Source organism: Paenibacillus sp. FSL M7-0420, assembly GCF_038002345.1.
GTDB lineage: Bacteria > Bacillota > Bacilli > Paenibacillales > Paenibacillaceae > Paenibacillus_AQ.
On record NZ_JBBOCJ010000001.1, the window covers coordinates 5,647,472 to 5,665,973 of the forward strand.

Below are 18,502 nucleotides of genomic sequence, written 5' to 3' on the forward strand. Positions count from 1 at the left end.
AAGGCAGCGCTGACAGATCCGGCAGGAACAGGCTATCTCAGCCTCGTCGATTCATTCCAGCGGCACAGCTCCTGCACCAGTCCTTCGATGGTGGCTTCTTCCGGGAGCAGTCCCGGCGTGAGGCCCGCTTCGACTGCGGTCTGCTCGGTAACCGGGCCGATGCAGGCAATCTTGACACCCGCCAGCAGCGCCAGCGGATCTTCCAGACCCATCCGCTTCAGGATGCCAAGGAAGTTGCGCACTGTGGACGAGCTGGTGAAGGTCACCGCATGAATGCGCTTCTCCTCCAGCAGCTTCACCAGCTCAATATCATCCTCGCCGGTGATAACCGTCTCATACGTATCCACCTCGGTCACTTCCAGCCCCAGCTCCCTCAGCTTGCCGGGCAGCCACTCGCGCGCCAGATCGCCGCGGGGAAGCAGCACCTTCTGCCCCGGCTGCAGCTGTGAGCCGAAGGCTTCAATCAGCCCTTCGGCCTGAAAGCGGCCGGGCAATTCTTCAGAGATCAGCCCGCGCTCTGCGAGCGCCGCAGCCGTCCCCGGTCCCACTGCGCACAGCCGCGCCCCGTGCAGGGCGCGAATATCCAGCTTCTGCTGCGTCAGATGACGCATGAAGAAGTCCACGCCGTTCGGACTGGTGAAGAACACCCAGTCGTACGCCGCAAGCCCGCCAAGTGCCGCAGCGATCTCCGCCTGCTTGCCCGCATCCCGCTGCATCACCGTCTCAATGACCGGGAACTCATACGGCTCGCCGCCCAGCTCCTCGATCCGGTCCACCAGTTCGCTTGCCTGCGCACGCGCCCGCGTCACTACAATGCGCTTGCCGAACAGCGGCAGCGCCTCCACCCACATCAGGTGCTCCCGCTGGAGCACAACGTCACCGACCACAATAACCGCCGGCGGCTGGAAATCCGCTGCCGTAACCTTCGCCTCAATATCGGCCAGCGTGCCGGTCAGCGTCTCCTGATCCGCACGGGTCCCCCAGCGCACCAGCGCCACCGGGGTTTCCGGCGGACGGCCGTGCTTCATCAGCTGGGCGCTGATATAGCCGATTTTGGCGACACCCATCAGGAATACCAGCGTGCCTGTCGCATTCGTTACTTTATCCCATTGAATGGAATGATCCAGCTTATCCGGGCTCTCATGGCCGGTAATAATCGACAGGGAAGACGATGCCTCCCGGTGGGTCACCGGAATCCCGGCATATGCCGGAACGCTGATGGCCGAGGTAATGCCCGGCACAATCTCATAGTAGATGCCATTCCTGCGCAGCAGCTCCGCTTCTTCACCCACCCGGCCAAAAATCACGGGGTCCCCGCCCTTCAGACGCACCACCGTTTTGCCCTCCAGAGCGAGATCGACCAGCAGCTGATTAATATCCTCCTGCTTCATCGTATGACGGTCTGAAAGCTTGCCTACGTATATTTTCTCGCCGCCGGGCTTCATCCATTTCAGCAGCCTTGGACTGGCCAGCCTGTCATAGACCAGCACATCGGCCTTGCGGATACACTCCAGCCCCTTGACTGTAATCAGCTTCGCATCCCCCGGACCTGCACCTACCAGATATACCTTCCCCGCCATCTCCGTCATCCCCTTATCCCTCTACACATGCGATTCCTTACCCCTTATTCCCTTACATCCGCCAAAATCTTCTCCGCACCTCTGGCCGCCAGCTTCCGCGCGACCTCCGCACCCAGCTCCACCGGATCATTGCCGGTGCAGGTCTCCTTCAGAATGACTGTGCCGTCCGGTGTTCCGACCATTCCGGTTAACGTTATGGACGGACCCGCTGCTGCCACGGCCTCTGATTCAAGTACTGCATAGGCGCCAATGGGGACCTGGCACCCCCCGTTCAGAGCACCGAGGAAGGTCCGCTCCGCTGTCACCGTGAGTGCCGTGCGCTCATCATTATACAGCGCCAGCAGCTTGCGCAGCTCCTCATCGTCCTCACGGCACTCAATACCGAGTGCTCCTTGGCCTACAGCGGGCAGGCAGACCTCAGGCGGCAAATATGCCGTAATCCGGTCCTGCCAGCCCATCCGCGACAGCCCCGCTGCTGCCAGCAGAATCGCGTCATATTCGCCGCTCTCCAGCTTCTTCAGCCGCGAATCAATATTGCCGCGTACCGGCTCAATAAGCAGATCCGGCCGGAGTGCAGCCAGTTGGCTGGAGCGCCGCAGACTGCTTGTGCCTACGCGCGCGCCTTGCGGCAGACCCTCCAGGCCCGCTCCGCTATTAGAGATCAGAACGTCGCGCGGATCTTCACGCTTCGGCACCGCACCGTTCATCAAGCCTTCCGGCAATTCGGAAGGCATATCCTTCATGCTATGTACTGCCATATCAATATCCTTCGCCAGCATCGCCTGTTCAATTTCCTTGACGAACAGACCTTTGCCGCCCACTTTGGACAGGGTCACATCGAGAATCCGGTCACCCTTGGTCACAATCTTATGCACCTCAAAAGTAAAATCAAACCCATGCTCCCCGCTAAGCCGCTCCAGATCGGCAATTACATGCCCCGTCTGCGTTAAAGCCAGCGCACTTTGTCTGCTGCCCACGATAATCTTCCGCATGCCCACTCCCCCTGTTCAAGTCAGTCCCTTATTCCATCCGCCGCCGCCGTACCTAACCCCTGAATTTGCTCGCTTGAGCTGATTCGGCCGAATTCAGGTGTATTTATACACCTCATTTGCTCCACTGAGCGACTTTCGCCGAATTCAGGTGTATTTATACACCTCATTTGCTCGATTGAGCTGATTCGGCCGTATTCAAGGGTACTTATACACTTCATTTGCTCGACTGAGCTGTTTCGGCCGAATTCAGGTGTATTTATACACCTCATTTGCTCGCTTGAGCCGCTTCGGCCGTATTCAGGTGTATTTATACACCTCATTTGCTCGCTTGAGCCGCTTCGGCCGTATTCAGGTGTATTTATACACCTAATTTGCTCAAATGAGCTGATTCGGCCGAATTCAAGGGTACTTATACACTTCATTTGCTCAACTGAGCCGCTTCGGCCGAATTCAGGTGTATTTATACACCTCATTTGCTCGATTGAGCCGTTTCGGCCGAATTCAAGGGTATTTATACACTTCATTTGCTCGACTGAGCTGATTCGGCCGAATTCAGGTGTATTTATACACTTCATTTGCTCGACTGAGCGACTTTCGCCGAATTCAGGTGTATTTATACACCTAATTTGCTCGATTGAGCCGATTTGGCGGAATTCAAGTGTATTTATACACCTAATTTGCTCAACAGAGCTGTTTCGGCCGAATTCAAGGGTATTTATACACTTCATTTGCTCCACTGAGCGACTTTCGCCGAATTCAGGTGTATTTATACACTTCATTTGCTCGCTTGAGCCGCTTCGGCCGAATTCAAGGGCATTTTTGCCCTTGCTTTGCTCAGCTCGGTGGCCTAGCCACTTAAGCACCTTATTCCTCCCGGTTGCACGCCACCCAAGCCTCAATCTGCTCACGTGTCCATGGTATAAAGGTGCCCTGCCGCAGCTCATTCAACACATCCAGCTTCCCTAGCCGCCGCAAGAGCCGCGACCGGTTCTCTGCCGCTGGCTCCAGCTGCTTGATGGCCGTCCGCAGCTCATGCAGGAAATCCAGATACGGCTCGTATTCCTCGCCGAGCAGCCCCGCAATCTGCTGCGTAATCCCCGCAGCCGCAGACGGTCCCGCCCCGGAGGTCGAGACCGCAACCGTGAGGCGCCCGCGGCGGAGCACGCCGGGCGTAATGAACGTGCCCGCCTCCGCATGGCTGGCCACATTAACGGGCAGCCCCAGCTGCCGGGCTTCCGCGGCAACGGCCTCATTCACCGCCCTGTTATCGCTGGCGGCATAGACCAGCACAGCTCCCTGGAGATCTCCGGGAGCATAGGGGCGGCTGATCCATTGCAGCCGCTCCCCATCAGCCATCGCAGCCAGCGTCCCGCTGAGCGAGGGGCTGATCACCGCCAGCTCCGCGCCCGCTTCCAGCAGCGGAGCCGCCTTGCGCGCAGCCACCGCCCCGCCGCCAATGATCACCACCCGCCGGCCTTCCACATCCAGCATAATCGGCAGATACTTTTTCATCCCGCTTCACTCCAGCTCTCCCAGCGCTTCCTACTCACTGTCACCCAAATTCCATTCCACTGGCAAGCTACTCTTCATCCCGCTTCACTCCAGCTCTCCCAGCACTTCCAACTCGCTCTCATCCAACTTCCATCCCACTGGTTAGCCACTTTCCATCGCGCTCACTCCAGCTCCCCCAGCACTTCCAACTCACTCTCATCCAACTTCCATTCCACTGGCAAGCTACTCTTCATCCTGCTCACTCCAACTCTCCCAGCACTTCCAACTCACTTTCATCCATCGTCCATCCCACTGGTTAGCCACTTTCCATCCCGCTCACTCCAACTCTCCCAGCACTTCCAACTCACTCTCATCCAACTTCCATCCCACTGGCAAGCTACTCTCCATCCCGCTTCACTCCAGCTCTCCCAGCACTTCCAACTCACTCTCATCCATCTTCCATCGTCCATCCCACTTCACTCCCCGCCCCAGCCATGGAACTCCGACCAGGAATTCAGCAGGAAGTTAAGAATAATGAAGCCGTACCCGGTAATCGCCCAGCGGGCCATGACGGTACCGCTTCGGCGGCCGGAGAATTTCAGCACAAGGTAAACGATGTAGACGCCCAGGCCCGTAAGTGTTGTCAGGACCTTCGTATCCTGAAAAAGCGGTGTCCGCCCTTCCGCGACAATCGACAGACCCGCCAGAATCAGCGAGGCCAGCAGCAGCGGAACTCCGGCCAGGATCGCCGTGTAGGAATATTTGTCCATCGTCTCCAGGCTGGGCAGCCTGCGGACACGGTCATCCCACTTCTTATTCTTCAGCTTCGTATGCAGGAATAGATACATTATCGCAAATACCGTCCCCAGTGTCAGTGCGGCAAAGCTCAGATTCGCCAAAATCACATGCATCGCCAGCCACCCGTGCACCGCACTCCAGCTCTGCAGCGTATGATCCTCCGCCGTCAGCCATACCCGGTTCAGCAGGAATACACTGAAGCCCGCCATGCTGAGCAGCAGGACGGTGAACTCGCCGCCGCGCGTATAGGCCACCGCAAACGAGGTGACCACCATGCTGAAGGAGAACCAGAACAGGAAGTCGTAAGGCGTAAAGATCGGCAAGCCGCCCTCCTGGGAGAAGCGGATGGCCAGGCCCCCAAGCTGAAGCAGGCCGACAACAGCAAGAAGCCCTGTGCCCAGCCGCTTTCCGCCCGGATTGCGCCGAAGGCAATCCGAGAAAACAAACAGCAGGCTCAGGGCATATAGCAGCAGAGCGGCATCATATATTCCGTTCAGCAGCATGTGGCTCACCCGCCCAGCAGACCGGCTGGGGTAAGCACCGCTCCCGGCACACGGATCTCTCCGCCGGAGGGCCGTTCAGCAGAGCTGCGCTGAAGCGGTTCAACACTTTCACCGGCCGGACCTGCATCCAGCTGCTCCTGCAGGGCGAAGATTTGAGTGAAATACTCCAGTGCTTCATTCCCTTGCTTGCCGCCGGACATCTCCTTGATCACATTGATCGGATCATGCATCATCTGGTTGACAATGCTCTTGGTCAGGCGGCGGATCACCTTGCGCTGATGCTCATCCAGCTCAGGCAGCTTGTTGAACAGACTATCCATCGTGTCTTCATATATTCCGTTTGACTTGTCCTGCAGCGCACGGATCACCGGTCTGACGCCCAGCGTCTTCAGCCATTGCTGGAAATCCGCCATCTCGCCTTCAATCATAACCTCGATCTTGGCAGCTTCACTGCGGCGCATCTCCAGGTTGCTCTCCACAATGCCCTCCAGATCATCGATATCATAGAGGAATACATCCGGTACACTGGCAGCAGCAGGGTCAATATCGCGCGGCACAGCAATGTCGATCATGAACAGCGGCCGTGAAGGGCGGCGCTTCATGCCCTCGGCTACCTGGGCAGCCGTCAGCACATAGCCGTCCGCACCCGTAGAGCTGATCACAATATCCACTTCATCCAGAGACTTCAGCGCCTCTTCAATCGTGCTGGGCTTACCCGAGAATTTCTCGGCCAGCTCGATAGCACGGGACAAGGTACGGTTGGCGACAATCACTTCCGCCGCGCCGCTGCTGTACAGATGCTTCACCGTCAGCTCGCTCATTTTGCCGGCGCCGAGAATGAGCACTCTTTTGCCGGTGAACATGCCGAAGATGCGCTTCCCCAGCTCCACCGCCGCATAGCTGACCGACACCGCACTCTCGCCGATCGAGGTCTCACTATGCGCACGCTTGCCGAGCGTCACCGCCTGCTTGAACAGCCGGTTGAACCAGGTTCCGGTAACCCCTTCCGCCTGAGCCGTCAGGAAGGCACTGCGCACCTGACCCAGAATCTGCGTCTCGCCTATCACCATTGAATCCAGACCGCAGGTGACACGCATCAGATGGGCAATCGCCTGCTCGTCTTCATATATATACATATGTTGCGTAAATACATCGCTTCTTACTCCGAACCACTGCTCCATGAAGCTGCGGATGAAATATCCGCACATATGAAGGCGGTCCACGACCACATAAATTTCCGTCCGGTTACAGGTGGCGACAACGACCCCTTCCAGAACGCTCTTCGTCTGCAGCAGCTGATGAAGCGCAGCAGGCAGATCCTTCTCGGCAAAAGCGAACTGTTCCCTCACCTCTACGGGAGCCGTACGGTAATTCAGGCCAACGACGACAATATGCATCGCTTGTTCACCATCCTAATCTATATTCATTGGTGTAGGCACTGTTGCTGCTTATCAGCAGATATTAGAATCAATTTCACAAGATCCACGAACACTGTGTTAAGTATATCACATCAAAATACGGCTTTTAACAAAACCTTTGAACTATTTATGAATTGCAGATAATAATTATTATAAACAAGTATTTAGGTCATGTAATATGACACAATAATGAAATATTGACACACTTTATTACGGATGATAGCATATAACAAATGATCTGAGTTAACTTTTATAACATCCATAGCAAAAATCGTCTGATTCCCCGTCCCTAAGTTAACACCGCGTCAGTTATCCCCCTTCAAACCTCTCTTGTATAAGCCCGTTAATCCGGAACGGGCGTATCTACAGGCAACCGTAAATTGCCCCAGGCTACAAGAGGCCAGCCCCCCTGCTGGATGTATCAGCGTGAGCTCACGGGCGAAACCGTGCTTTTCTGCGCTGATGTATCCTGCTTTGGACTGCGCCTCCTTTAGCCTGGGGTTTTTGGCATCCATTATAATAGAAGGAGTGAGGGCAAATGAGTGCTTCCTACGCAAGCTTAAGTGAATCGATCCGCAAGGCCAGAAATGTGAGGATCTACAAGAACAAGGACACCGCCTATGACTTTAAGCTCTACCCCTTCGGAGAACGCGGTACGTATATCGCCCCCGAGCTGATCCGTGAAATCACTCACAATCTGGCGGAAGCTGTAACGGAACAGTTTCCCGATTTTGATTACATTGTCTCCCCTGAACCCGGCGGTCATACCTGGGGGATGCTGGCTGCCTATAAGCTGATGAAGCCGATGAATATTCTGCGCCTCAGCACTGAGCTGTACGAGAATTATGAGGTTAGTGTGAGACGCGAGACGGCGTATAATGAGAATTATATTTATTTTGACGGCTTCTCCGCCGGTGACCGGGTACTGCTGCTGGATGATGTGATCAGTTCCGGCGCTACGATCCGCTGTATTGCTGCTCAGTTGTCCGTGATGGGCATAGAGCTTGTCGGCGTGCAGGCGATTCTGGCCAAAGGGGAGCATTACAAGCAACTGGAAGCGGACATTGGAGTACCCGTCAGATTTCTGTCCCAGGTATGATTTGTAAAAAAATAGCAGGGGAGTGACAAGCCATGGCTTTTTATTACGAGCAGCCTTCAAGAACCTTCAGTGAGTTCCTGCTGGTACCCAGCCTGACCACCAAAGATTGCATTCCCGGAAATGTGGATCTTAGCACACCAGTAACCAAATTCCGCCGGGGAGAGACCCCAGCACTGACCATGAACCTCCCCGTGACTTCGGCGGTAATGCAGGCGGTATCCGACCACAACATGGCGATTGCGCTGGCCAAAAGCGGGGGCATCTCCTTCATCTACGGCTCCCAGTCCATCGGCCAGCAGGTCGAAATGGTCCGCCGGGTCAAAAAGTTCAAAGCAGGATTCGTCCTCAGCGACTCCAACCTGCGCCCGGAAGATACGCTTCAGGATGTGCTGGCGCTGAAGGCGCGCAGCGGCCACTCCACCATTGCGATCACAGACAACGGGGAACCGACAGGCAGACTGATGGGCATCGTCACCAGCCGGGATTACCGCGAGAACCGCCTCCCGCCGGATTGCCCGATTACAGAGTTCATGACCCCGCTTGCTTCGCTGATCTACGCCGAAGAAGGGATCACGCTGACAGAAGCGAATGACATGATCTGGGATCATAAGCTGAACTGCCTGCCGATTGTGAATGCCAGCGGCCATCTCGTCCATTTGGTCTTCCGCAAGGATTATGACAGCCATCAGGAGTATCCGCTGGAGCTGCATGACGACAACAAGCAGCTCATTGTAGGCGCAGGAATCAATTCGCGGGATTATAAGGAGCGTGTGCCAGCACTGGTGGAAGCGGGGGCAGATATCCTGTGCATCGATTCTTCTGACGGGTATTCGGAGTGGCAGGCGGAGACCATCCATTATATTAAGGATACTTTCGGGGAGAGTGTGAAGGTTGGCGCGGGCAATGTTGTTGACAAGGAAGGGTTCCTGTACCTGGTGGAAGCCGGGGCGGATTTCATCAAAGTCGGCATCGGCGGCGGCTCCATCTGTATTACCCGCGAGCAAAAAGGGATCGGCCGGGGGCAGGCCTCCTCTGTCATCGAAGTGGCGGCGGCCCGCCAGGAATATTACGAGCAGACCGGTATCTATGTCCCGATCTGCTCGGACGGCGGGATTGTCCATGATTATCATATTGTGCTGGCGCTGGCGATGGGCGCTGACTTCGTGATGCTTGGCCGCTATTTTGCCAGATTCGATGAGAGCCCCGGACGTAAGCTGCTGGTCGGCGGGAACTTCGTGAAGGAATATTGGGGCGAAGGCTCCAGCCGTGCCCGCAACTGGCAGCGTTATGACTTCGGCAACACCGATAAGGAGAGCAAACTTGAGTTCGAGGAGGGCGTGGATTCCTTCATTCCCTATGCCGGGCGGCTGAAGGATAATCTGGATCTCAGCATCAGCAAAATCAAGTCCACCATGTGCAATTGCGGCTCGCTGACCATCCCGGAATTACAGCAGAAGGCCAAGATTACCCTGGTCTCCTCGACAACGATCTTTGAAGGAGGCGCACATGATGTTATGCTTAAGGAAAAGGATAGATCCTCCTCGTGATCACATCCTAATCCATAAGGAGCGTCAACCATGACCCAAATTACCAAAGTTCTGGTCAGCAAGGACCAACTGCAGCAGCGAGTACAGGAACTGGGCGCTGAAATATCGCGCGATTACGAAGGCAAGGAGCTGGTGCTTATCGGCATTCTTAAGGGCGGGGCCGTCTTCATGTCTGATCTGATGCGTGAGATCACCTTTCCGGTCGGCGTCGACTATATGTCGGTGTCCAGCTACGGGGCAAGCTCTACCTCCTCCGGCGTCATTACGATCAAGAAGGATATCGACATGGATATCCGCGGCAAGCATATCCTGCTGGTCGAGGATCTGATCGACACCGGCCTGACGCTTCAGCATCTGAAGGAGCTGTTCGCCCTGCGCGAGGCGGCAAGCGTGCGTATCTGCACCATCCTCAGCAAGCCTTCCCGCCGCCTCGTCGATGTTCCCATTGACTACAGCGGGATTGATATCCCCGACGAATTTGTTGTCGGCTACGGTCTCGACTACGCCGAGCAGTACCGCAATCTGCCGGAGGTCTGGATCGTCGAGACCGGGGACTAGGATGAATAAGCAAGCAGAAGGGAGCGCCATTCACGGCGCTCCCTTTGTACTGCAGCGGCCTTCAAAGCCCGCTCAGCAAATCAATGTTCAGATAATTCGTATTTCCGAGCGCACTGTTATACCCGAGTTGAATGGTGTTCGAGCCTGCGTTCAGCGGGATCGTGACGGATACCGTTCCGTAGGTGCTCCAGCTGGAGGTGGAATTGAACACCAGATTGGAGGTAGTAACCACGCCGTTCACTTTCACGTAGCGGGAAGCATTGCCTGCCGCCGCCGCGTAGCGGAAGGTGACAGTTCTGGTTCCTGCCGCATTCTGGTTGACATAGAAATCAATGGAGGTGCCGCTTGTGTTCCAGCCCCCGACATACCCTCTTCCGGTAAAGCCGGCATTAGTGCTCTCATTGATCATCCCGCCTCCGCCGACCAGCGTCCGCGCGGCATTCTCCGCTTCATAAGCCCCGTTGCCCGCAATGTACCCGGTGTAGCCGTCAGCGGGAACGAGCTGCAGAATGGAAGCGCCCGCAGCAGCGGCCAGGCTCTGCACATAGGAAGTGCCCGTATTACGCAGCCAGTCGCTGCCGATGATTCCGTCGCTCATGCGGCGGTGATTCCAGGCCTGCGTTGCATTCTGCTGAAGAAAGCTTAAGTATTGCGGCTGTCCGCCCAGCGTACGGAGACGGTTCAGGTTGCGGGCAAAGACCATTTTAAAGCCCGCAGCATCATTCTCCCCTTCATACAACAGTGTCTGGGCGGAAACCATTTTATTAACGGCATACCCGGCTGCATTGTTGGCATCCGTTAGGTAGGCGGAAGCTCCGGTAGCCTGATACAGGGACACAGCCGCCCCCAGGAACGTTCCGTAATTGTAAGTGAAATCCCAATCCTTAATGAGACCGCTGCCCGCACCTTCAATATGATCGTTGATTTTGCTGCCATTAACCAAGGTAGCCTTGGTCCAACTATAGATTTGAGTAGCCTTGGTCAGATACGCAGGATCATTGTAGGCACTATACAGCTTGACTGCGGTCATGACCATCGGGGCATTCGTGGCCATATTCTTCTGGGCGTTGGCCTGGCCCGGGACATGGGCGTCCCTTCTCCACCAGATCCCGCCGCCGTATGTGCTGTCCCTTTCGCTGTAGATTTGGCCAAACAGGAAGCTGGCACGGTTCAGATACTCCGTAGTTCCCGTCAGTTCATAGGCTCTTGCGCAGGCCAGCGCCCACCAGCCCAGGTCATCGTTGAACGGATTCGTCATCATATCCGGGTATTTGGCGTTGAATCCGGTGTAGATCTCATCGATCATCGTGCGGTAGACATTGCTGCCCGTGCGCTCGTAGGCATCCATTACGGTCTCCCAGAGCTGTGCCTCCCACCAGAAATCGGTGTAGAGTCCCCCGTTCGGCCCGTGAGCATGTTCAGAATGAATCAGATGATCACTGTTGGTATAGAAGTATTTGGCGGAAGAATCATAGAATACTTGCACAAATGAGTTCATTGCAGCATCAGCGTTAGAGACGGTGAATGCCTCTGCCGTACCTCGTGCACTGGGAGACGGCACAGACACAGACAGAGACAGGGACAACAGACAGAGAACAGCGGCACTCCTTATTTTCTTCCAGGTGAACATTTCCGGATACCCCCTTCATTTGTACATCCAGTCCGTAACCGTCAGGCGGCAGCGGGCTAATGCTTAAGCTTGGCTACTCCCTCCAGCAGCATCAGACCGCTGAGCTGTACACTGAGCTGTACCGGCAGCCCGGGAACCTGCTCCCAAGAGGGTCCGCACAGCCCCAGCGTCCGGTCCAGCCCTTGCGCCCATAGCGTCCGGGCATTGGCCAATATAACTTCACGGACCCGGTCATTTCCGGGGAAATGCTGCTCCAGCTGTACCAGATAGCGGATCAGAATTCCCTTGAACAATCCGGTGTCGTCAATCCCTTCATCCGGCAGCAGCAGCGATTCAGAATGGCATAAGCGGTCTAAGCAGGCCTCAGCGGTCCGGCGGGCATCTGCGGCATAGCCGGAATCGCCGGTGACACGGCAGAGCTCTATTCCCGCTCCTATGAATACTCCCTGATAGTAAGTGAATTCCCAGTCGTAATCTATCTGCCCATCCCCCTGCCGGTTCATTCCATCCCATACGAATCCGGTGTCCGGGTCCACCAGATTGGCCTGGTTCCAGCGGTAAATCCGGATCGCCCAGTTCAAATCCTCCTCCTGTCCACGCAGCGAGTATAGGCGGGCGGCCAGAATAGCGGCCGGGGCATTCGCCGGAGTGTTCTTATAATCCAGCTGATCCTTTTTCCAGGCCATGCCGCCCCCGCAGTGCTCATTCCAGGCCGTCTGAATATCCGCCCATAATTCAAGGACAGCACTCAGATATTCCGCTTCGCCGGTAGCCTGATACGCCCGCAGCAGCGCAAGGGCGGTCCATTCCATATCATCATAATAATTATGCTTGAACGTCCCGCCGTTATAGGCGTGCAAGCTGCGGCTCAGACTGCGGATGCGTTCGGCATACCTGGAATCCCGCGTCCTTTCGTAAGCATCGGTCAGAACATCAATGACATGAGCCTGCCACCAGTAGTAGAAATTGTCGCCTGCCCTGCTGTATTCCTGCGGATACCATTGGTTCATTATTCCGCTGTCTGCATTATAGTAATGCTCCCACAGGGAGTCCTGGAACGAGTCGGCGCGCGCCGCCCAGTTCTCTGCCAGTGATGTCCCGTTAGAATGATCCATAAGCCAGCTCCTCCCCTTAAAATGAGGCTCGGGCATTCGCCTGCCCCTTCCCTGCAAGCACAACCATCCGCTCCAGCAGCTTGATTCCGCTGAGCTGGGTGCTCAATTGCACAGTGTCCGAAGGTGCCTTCGTCCAATCGGGTCCGAACAGCACCCGGTCCGCCGCCTTCCCTTGGTCCCACAGCAGCTCTGCGTTACTGCGCAGAAAAGCCCCGGCAGCTCCATCTGCCTGACCGGCCTGTGCCAGTTCTGCCGCATAGCGGACCAGAATGCCCTTGAAGAGACCGGCATCACCGCCGCCCTCCTCCGGGAGCACGCCGCTATTCGGGCCAGCCAGTTCCTTGACCGCTGCGCCGAACGTGCGCCGGGCCTCCTCCAGATAGTCACGGCTCCCGGTAACCCGGTACAGCTCGATAGCCGCACCGATATAAACACCCTGATTGTACGTATATTTCCAATCCTTATCGATCCTGCCGTCACCGGTACGGTTCATTCCATCCCAGACGAAGCCCGTCTCCGGGTCCACCAGATGGGACTGCTGCCAGTTATACAGCGTATGTGCCCACTCCAGGTCCTGCGGATCTCCAAAGGCCTGATACAGACGGGCGGCAAGGATAGCAGCCGGTGCATTAGCCGGGGTGTTCTTGTAATCCAGCTGCGATTTCTGCCAGGCGATACCGCCCCCTGAATGGCTGTTCCAGCCGGTTCTGATATCCGTCCAGAGGATAAGAACCGTTTCTTTGTAGAGCTCATTTCCGGTTGCCTGATACGCGCGAAGCCAGGCCAAGGCCATCCACTCCATGTCGTCGTACAGCTCATTGGGCCACACGCCGCCGTTGCGGCGGAGCAGTCCAGCATGTAGAGCGGTCAGTCGTTCGCGGTACATAGCAGCCCCAGTCCGCAGCAGGCCGTCCACCAGCACATCCACGGCATGGGCCATCCACCAATAATGAAAGACCGTATTACATGCGCCTTCCGGACAAGGTGTCTCAATGTCATACATTCCGATGGCTTCGTTCCAGAAGCATTCATCCAGCGCTTCCTGCGCCGAGTCCGCCCGTTCCGTCCATTGTTCAAGCTCTATTTGCTTCATATGGTGTCTCTCTCCCCGTAAATGATTTGCCATCGGCAGCTGACTTAGCCTTTGATGCCGCTGAAGGCAATCCCCTGTACAAAATAACGCTGCAGCGCCAGGAACAACACCAGTATCGGCAGTATCGCCACCAGCGCCCCGGCCATCATCGGCCCGTAGTCCGTCTGGAAATTATAAGAAAAAGCCTGCAGGCCCATCTGAATCGTTGCCTTGTCCGGATCATTCAGCACAATCATCGGCCACAGGAAGCTGTTCCAGCCGGCCTGGAAGGTGAAGATGCTCAAGGTCGCCAGCGCCGGGCGGGTAAGCGGCAGATAAATCCGCCAGAAAATTTTAAATTCCCCGCAGCCCTCAATCCGGGCCATCTCCAGCATGTCGCTGGGGAGCGTCAGAAAAAATTGCCGCATGAAGAATACTGCGAAGCTCCCGGATGCGCCGGGCAGAATGATGCCCCAGAACGAGTTCATCAGTCCATTGCCGCCTCCGCCAAAAAGATCATTACCCCCGGCAAACGGAATATGGCGCATCACATACACTGTCGGGATCATGGTCACAATGCCGGGAATCATCATTGCCGCCAGCAGCACGCGGAACACCGGCTTGTTCAGCCTGAATCTTAGCTTCGCAAAGGCATAGCCGCTAAGTGATCCGAAAAACAGGTTAGCCAGAACGCCCGACACAGCAAGCACGAGCGAATTCCAGAAGAATAAAGCAAATGGCACCGTTGAAAAGGCTTTGCGGTAATGCTCGAAGGTCAGATGCTTCGGAAACCACTGAATCGGCATGGCAAAAATCTCATCATCCGGCTTGAGTGAGGTTAGCAAACTCCAGTAGAATGGCAGAAACATAACAACCGCTATAAGGATACATACAATATAGAAAATGAGCTTGTAGAGGCCCTGCTTCAAGGCCGAACCGCCAGTAACACCCATCCTGCAAACCTCCTTTTCCTGGACAAGCTGCTCTAAATGATCGATTCCTCCGCTTTGGAGACCCGCATATTAATCAGCGAGAAAATAAGAATGGCTACAGCAAGCACAAAGGCCTGCGCCGAGGCATAGCCCATCTGCAGCTGATTGAAGCCCTGCTGATAGATTAGGTAGACCGGGGTCTTGGTCACATTGGCCGGACCGCCCTGCGTCAGCACAAAGGCCTGGTCAAACAGCTGCAGCGCACCGATAATCGCCATCGTACTGACCAGGAAGGTCGTAGGCCGCAGCTGCGGCCAAGTGATGTAGCGGAAGCTGGCCCATTTGTTCGCCCCGTCCAGCCGTGCCGATTCATAGAGATAATCCGGGACCCCCTGCAGACCGGCCAGATAAATAATCATATTGGAGCCGACGGATTGCCAGAGGGTGAGCATGACAATGGACAGCATCGCCGTGCTTGTCTCGGACAGCCAGGCAGGACCGGTAATGCCCACATAGGACAACAAACCGTTCACCAGACCGAATTCCGGATGCAGCAGCCAGATCCATACGGTTGCCGCCGCTACAGCCGAGGTCAGCGTGGGCAGATAATAGAAGGTGCGGAACAGCTTGACGCCCCGCCACGCCCTGCTCAGCAGCATGGACAGCAGGAGGGAAATGACAATATTCAGCGGAACAAAAATAATCGAGTAGAAGAACACATTCTTGAATGTCTTCCACAGCAGACTGTCTTCCATCAGGCGGCGGTAGTTGTCCAGGCCGACCCAGTCATTCTGGCTTAGTACATCATAGTTGGTGAAGCTTAAATACAGGGCCATCACTACAGGAATCACTGTAAACACAGTGAACAGCAGCACCGTCGGCGTAATGAATACATAAGCCGTCCGGGCTTCGTGCCGTTCCACTTTTCTCATGGAAGCCATACAACTCCCCCTCTCATCCTCCGGTAAGGTTCCATGGCAGCAGGGAGGCGCTGCCTCCCTACGGTACAGGGCAGACTATTTAACGACTGCGTTATCCTTCAGCATCTTGTCGCCTTGTTCCTGAGCCTTCTTCAGCGTGTCTTCAATGCTCTGCTTATTCTGCTGGTTCAGCTGAAGATTAGGCGCAAGCGCATCGGTCTCCATTACGGAATAGCCAGGATGGGTCGGACGGATCTTGGCGAATTCCAGCGTATCCAGGAACGGCTTCCACTGCGGGTCATCCTGGAAAAAGGGATCTTCCATCGAAGGCTTGAAGCCCGGAAGATTCAGGCTGGTCTTGGCCCACATCAAGGCATTATCCTTGTTGGCGGTCCACCATTTAATGAATTCCCATGCTTCATCATGATGCTTGGAGCCTTCAGGAATCACGAGTCCGAAGCCGCCCATCACACTGCCCTTGTCGCCGTTTGGTCCGGCAGGAGGCGGTACAATGCCATAGTCGAGATCTTTACCGTATTTGTTATAGGTACTGAGCATCCAGGGCCCGGAATAGAGCATGGCAACCTTGCCTGTAACGAAGGCATCCTGCCCTTCGCCAAGCCCCAGCTCGAACCCAACCTTATACACCTTGTCTTTGTTCATCAGACGGTCCCAGAATTCAAGCACCTGCTTGCCTTGCTCATTATTGAAATTGGTTTTGCCGTCCTCTGTAAGCATCTGGCCGCCCGCCTGCTGGAGATACATATTGAACAGGCCAAGATCGCCCATGGAGAAGCCTGCCACCTCCAGCTTGTCGCCGTTCCACTTGGTCAGCTTGGCGGCAGCCTGCTCCAGCTCATCCCAGGTAGCCGGAGGCTGAAGCCCTGCATCGTCCAGCAGCTTCTTATTGTAGAATAAGGCCCGGGCATCAACGGTCAGCGGAAGCCCGTATAACTTATTGTCATGGGAGAGCTCAGTCAATGATTCGCTGTAGAAATCATCCTTGGAAATGCCGTCACGTGTTAAGTACTCATCCACCGGATGCAGCACGTTCTTGGGAGCATACAGCGAGGTCCGCCAGCGGTCCCAGAACAGCACATCGGGAGCACCGCCATTCGTAGCCGCCGTCAGGAATTTGGTGATCATATCCTGCTGCAGCACATATTTCACATGAATCTTGTCTTGTGATTTGTTGAAGGCATCCACCATGGTCTCGAACTGCTTCTGGCCTTCACCTCCCCAGTCGCCCCAGAACGTAAGCTCCGTCTTCTTCCCGCTGCTGCCGCTTCCGGCTTTGCCGTCATTTGCAGGGCTTTCTTTTCCCGAATTGCCGCTGCAGCCAGCCGCCAAGGCAGCGACCATCATCACCGAAAGTGCCGTAACCCATCCTTTTCTCATTGCTTCATCCCCTTAATTTGTATTTGTCTGTTATAGGAGCCAACGCTGCTCAGCTTCGCTTCACCTCAATTCCGCAGCGCATAAGCAGCAGCTCGCAGAACATCATATTGGCCCAGGAGAACCAGGGTCTGGTATACCTCTGCGGATCATCCGCATGAAAAGCCTCATGCATGAATCCGGTCCCGGCATCCGTCTGTTCCAGCAGCCCCAGCAGAGCCTCCTGCTCCTCCCTCTTCCCGGAGGTCATTCCCTGAACCGCCAAGGCGATAGGCCATATATAATGCGGAGGGGTATGCGGACTTCCAATACCCGTTGCGGCTTTGCCTTCATAGAAATAAGGATTGGTCCGGCTTAAAATAAGCTTGCGGGTGTTGAGATACACCGGATCATCTGCAGGCGCATAGCCAAGGTAAGGAATGGACAGCAGGCTGGGCACATTGGCGTCATCCATAAGGTTCACCCCTCCCAGGCCATCGGTCTCATAGGCGTAGACCGGGCCGTATTCAGGATGCTGCACAATGCCATGCTGCCGGATTCCCCCGTCAATCTGCTCAGCCAAATCTTCCGCTGCCTGCGCAAGCTCCGGGTTGTGAAGCACTTCGCCTGCAATTTCGCTGACGTATCGTAAGACAACTACGGCGAACATATTGGCAGGCACCAGGTAACCGTATTCGCAGGCATCATCACTTGGGCGGAAGCCTGACCAGGTCATTCCGGTATAGGCAGTAACAGCTCCTTTGCCGCTGCGCACAAGGGTATCCGTTGGGACACCGTTCATGCGCTCAAAAACATAATCGGAACCGCTCTCATGATTCTGCTCCCTGATCCACAATTTAATAATCTGCCACACTCCGGCTTCAAACGCTGAATTGAACTGCGTGACCCGCCCGGTGTTTTTCCATAGCAGATAGCTAAGCTGAATGGGATAGCAGAGGGAATCGATTTCGTATTTCCGTTCCCAAATCCATGGATTCATCATTGTCTTGTCTTCCTGGTGACCCCGTCCATCCGCTTCCCGGTTGAACGCATTTGCATAGGGATCAAGGGCAATATAAGCGAATTGCTGTGCGATAAGCCCTTCAATCATGCCGGCCATCTCTTCATCTTCGGAGGCGGGGATCAGGAAGGGGCGGACTTGTGCGGTAGAATCCCGCAGCCACATGGCCGGGATATCACCGGTAATGACAAAGGTGGTTCCATCCGGATTGCGCTTGATCTTTGTGTTCCAGGTGTTGAGCATGCATTGTTCGAACATGTCAGCCAAGCGCGGATGGTCCGGCAGTGTGTTACGTACACGGTCAGCCAGCTTCTTCAGGGAATCAGGTGTTTCTATAGTCGCTTTCAGTTGGAATGACCTCCTTTTGTGTAATGAAGCGCTTTCACAAATGAGTATATTGATATGCTATTGGTATGTCAATATATATTTTCAGATAATAATATACTAATATA

Annotated in this window: 15 protein-coding genes and 1 riboswitch; of the genes, 3 read left to right on the top strand and 12 right to left on the bottom strand. The window is 55.4% G+C overall.

Annotation, left to right across the window (positions count from 1 at the left end; all coding sequences use genetic code 11):
* Positions 1 to 32 precede the first annotated feature (32 nt).
* The 5 genes from cobA to hemA form a co-directional block, all read right to left on the bottom strand.
* A complete protein-coding gene (gene cobA, locus MKX51_RS24060; RefSeq protein WP_340994129.1) occupies positions 33 to 1,580 on the bottom strand; it encodes a uroporphyrinogen-III C-methyltransferase in 1,548 nt (515 codons plus the stop codon).
* 44 nt (positions 1,581 to 1,624) lie between these two features.
* Positions 1,625 to 2,572, bottom strand: coding sequence for a hydroxymethylbilane synthase (hemC, locus tag MKX51_RS24065; protein WP_340994130.1), 948 nt, complete (start codon positions 2,570 to 2,572; stop codon positions 1,625 to 1,627).
* Positions 2,573 to 3,436: 864 nt separating this feature from the next.
* Complete coding sequence (locus MKX51_RS24070; protein WP_340994131.1) at positions 3,437 to 4,084, bottom strand: precorrin-2 dehydrogenase/sirohydrochlorin ferrochelatase family protein; 648 nt, start codon at positions 4,082 to 4,084, stop codon at positions 3,437 to 3,439.
* A 455-nt stretch (positions 4,085 to 4,539) separates the two neighbouring features.
* Positions 4,540 to 5,364 (bottom strand): cytochrome c biogenesis protein CcsA, encoded by an 825-nt coding sequence (ccsA, locus tag MKX51_RS24075; protein ID WP_340994132.1) that lies wholly within the window; start codon positions 5,362 to 5,364, stop codon positions 4,540 to 4,542.
* Between the two features lie 5 nt (positions 5,365 to 5,369).
* The gene (hemA, locus tag MKX51_RS24080) at positions 5,370 to 6,761 is read right to left on the bottom strand and encodes a glutamyl-tRNA reductase (protein WP_340994133.1); all 1,392 of its coding nucleotides are present in this window, start codon (positions 6,759 to 6,761) and stop codon (positions 5,370 to 5,372) included.
* A 331-nt stretch (positions 6,762 to 7,092) separates the two neighbouring features.
* A riboswitch (purine riboswitch) is annotated at positions 7,093 to 7,195 on the top strand.
* A 125-nt stretch (positions 7,196 to 7,320) separates the two neighbouring features.
* On the opposite strand from hemA, the gene MKX51_RS24085 reads away from it, so the two are divergent.
* Genes MKX51_RS24085 through hpt form a run of 3 tightly spaced genes read left to right on the top strand, consistent with a single transcriptional unit; the run spans position 7,321 to position 9,986 of the window.
* Positions 7,321 to 7,881 carry a phosphoribosyltransferase gene (locus tag MKX51_RS24085; protein ID WP_340994134.1) on the top strand — a complete coding sequence of 187 codons (561 nt, stop codon included), beginning with the start codon at positions 7,321 to 7,323 and terminating at the stop codon, positions 7,879 to 7,881.
* Between the two features lie 32 nt (positions 7,882 to 7,913).
* Positions 7,914 to 9,428, top strand: coding sequence for an IMP dehydrogenase (locus MKX51_RS24090; RefSeq protein ID WP_340994135.1), 1,515 nt, complete (start codon positions 7,914 to 7,916; stop codon positions 9,426 to 9,428).
* Positions 9,429 to 9,458: 30 nt separating this feature from the next.
* Positions 9,459 to 9,986, top strand: a complete 528-nt coding sequence (gene hpt, locus MKX51_RS24095) for a hypoxanthine phosphoribosyltransferase (RefSeq protein ID WP_076079431.1) — start codon at positions 9,459 to 9,461, stop codon at positions 9,984 to 9,986.
* 61 nt (positions 9,987 to 10,047) lie between these two features.
* On the opposite strand, the gene MKX51_RS24100 is transcribed toward hpt, so the two are convergent.
* The 7 genes from MKX51_RS24100 to MKX51_RS24130 form a co-directional block, all read right to left on the bottom strand.
* Positions 10,048 to 11,616: a glycoside hydrolase family 76 protein gene (locus tag MKX51_RS24100; RefSeq protein ID WP_340994136.1), complete on the bottom strand. Its 1,569-nt coding sequence runs from the start codon at positions 11,614 to 11,616 to the stop codon at positions 10,048 to 10,050.
* Between the two features lie 56 nt (positions 11,617 to 11,672).
* Positions 11,673 to 12,731 carry a glycoside hydrolase family 76 protein gene (locus MKX51_RS24105; RefSeq protein ID WP_340994137.1) on the bottom strand — a complete coding sequence of 353 codons (1,059 nt, stop codon included), beginning with the start codon at positions 12,729 to 12,731 and terminating at the stop codon, positions 11,673 to 11,675.
* A gap of 16 nt (positions 12,732 to 12,747) precedes the next feature.
* On the bottom strand, positions 12,748 to 13,824 hold the full coding sequence (locus tag MKX51_RS24110; protein ID WP_340994138.1) for a glycoside hydrolase family 76 protein: 1,077 nt from the start codon (positions 13,822 to 13,824) through the stop codon (positions 12,748 to 12,750).
* Positions 13,825 to 13,868: 44 nt separating this feature from the next.
* Entirely contained in the window at positions 13,869 to 14,756 is an 888-nt protein-coding gene (locus MKX51_RS24115; RefSeq protein ID WP_340938640.1) for a carbohydrate ABC transporter permease, read from the bottom strand.
* A gap of 32 nt (positions 14,757 to 14,788) precedes the next feature.
* Positions 14,789 to 15,676, bottom strand: coding sequence for a carbohydrate ABC transporter permease (locus tag MKX51_RS24120; protein WP_340994139.1), 888 nt, complete (start codon positions 15,674 to 15,676; stop codon positions 14,789 to 14,791).
* A 75-nt stretch (positions 15,677 to 15,751) separates the two neighbouring features.
* Entirely contained in the window at positions 15,752 to 17,053 is a 1,302-nt protein-coding gene (locus tag MKX51_RS24125; RefSeq protein WP_340994140.1) for an ABC transporter substrate-binding protein, read from the bottom strand.
* A gap of 49 nt (positions 17,054 to 17,102) precedes the next feature.
* Entirely contained in the window at positions 17,103 to 18,398 is a 1,296-nt protein-coding gene (locus MKX51_RS24130) for a glycoside hydrolase family 125 protein (protein ID WP_445322080.1), read from the bottom strand.
* Between the last annotated feature and the right edge of the window lie 104 nt (positions 18,399 to 18,502).

What these genes read in the sequence shown, in the direction of transcription:
- MKX51_RS24115 (WP_340938640.1), bottom strand. Translation starts at nt 14,756, where the DNA reads ATGGGTGTTACTGGCGGTTCGGCCTTGAAGCAGGGCCTCTACAAGCTC.
- hpt (WP_076079431.1), top strand. Translation starts at nt 9,459, where the DNA reads ATGACCCAAATTACCAAAGTTCTGGTCAGCAAGGACCAACTGCAGCAG.
- hemC (WP_340994130.1), bottom strand. Translation starts at nt 2,572, where the DNA reads ATGCGGAAGATTATCGTGGGCAGCAGACAAAGTGCGCTGGCTTTAACG.
- ccsA (WP_340994132.1), bottom strand. Translation starts at nt 5,364, where the DNA reads ATGCTGCTGAACGGAATATATGATGCCGCTCTGCTGCTATATGCCCTG.
- MKX51_RS24120 (WP_340994139.1), bottom strand. Translation starts at nt 15,676, where the DNA reads ATGGCTTCCATGAGAAAAGTGGAACGGCACGAAGCCCGGACGGCTTAT.
- MKX51_RS24110 (WP_340994138.1), bottom strand. Translation starts at nt 13,824, where the DNA reads ATGAAGCAAATAGAGCTTGAACAATGGACGGAACGGGCGGACTCGGCG.
- MKX51_RS24125 (WP_340994140.1), bottom strand. Translation starts at nt 17,053, where the DNA reads ATGAGAAAAGGATGGGTTACGGCACTTTCGGTGATGATGGTCGCTGCC.
- MKX51_RS24105 (WP_340994137.1), bottom strand. Translation starts at nt 12,731, where the DNA reads ATGGATCATTCTAACGGGACATCACTGGCAGAGAACTGGGCGGCGCGC.
- MKX51_RS24090 (WP_340994135.1), top strand. Translation starts at nt 7,914, where the DNA reads ATGGCTTTTTATTACGAGCAGCCTTCAAGAACCTTCAGTGAGTTCCTG.
- MKX51_RS24100 (WP_340994136.1), bottom strand. Translation starts at nt 11,616, where the DNA reads ATGTTCACCTGGAAGAAAATAAGGAGTGCCGCTGTTCTCTGTCTGTTG.
- cobA (WP_340994129.1), bottom strand. Translation starts at nt 1,580, where the DNA reads ATGGCGGGGAAGGTATATCTGGTAGGTGCAGGTCCGGGGGATGCGAAG.
- hemA (WP_340994133.1), bottom strand. Translation starts at nt 6,761, where the DNA reads ATGCATATTGTCGTCGTTGGCCTGAATTACCGTACGGCTCCCGTAGAG.
- MKX51_RS24085 (WP_340994134.1), top strand. Translation starts at nt 7,321, where the DNA reads ATGAGTGCTTCCTACGCAAGCTTAAGTGAATCGATCCGCAAGGCCAGA.
- MKX51_RS24070 (WP_340994131.1), bottom strand. Translation starts at nt 4,084, where the DNA reads ATGAAAAAGTATCTGCCGATTATGCTGGATGTGGAAGGCCGGCGGGTG.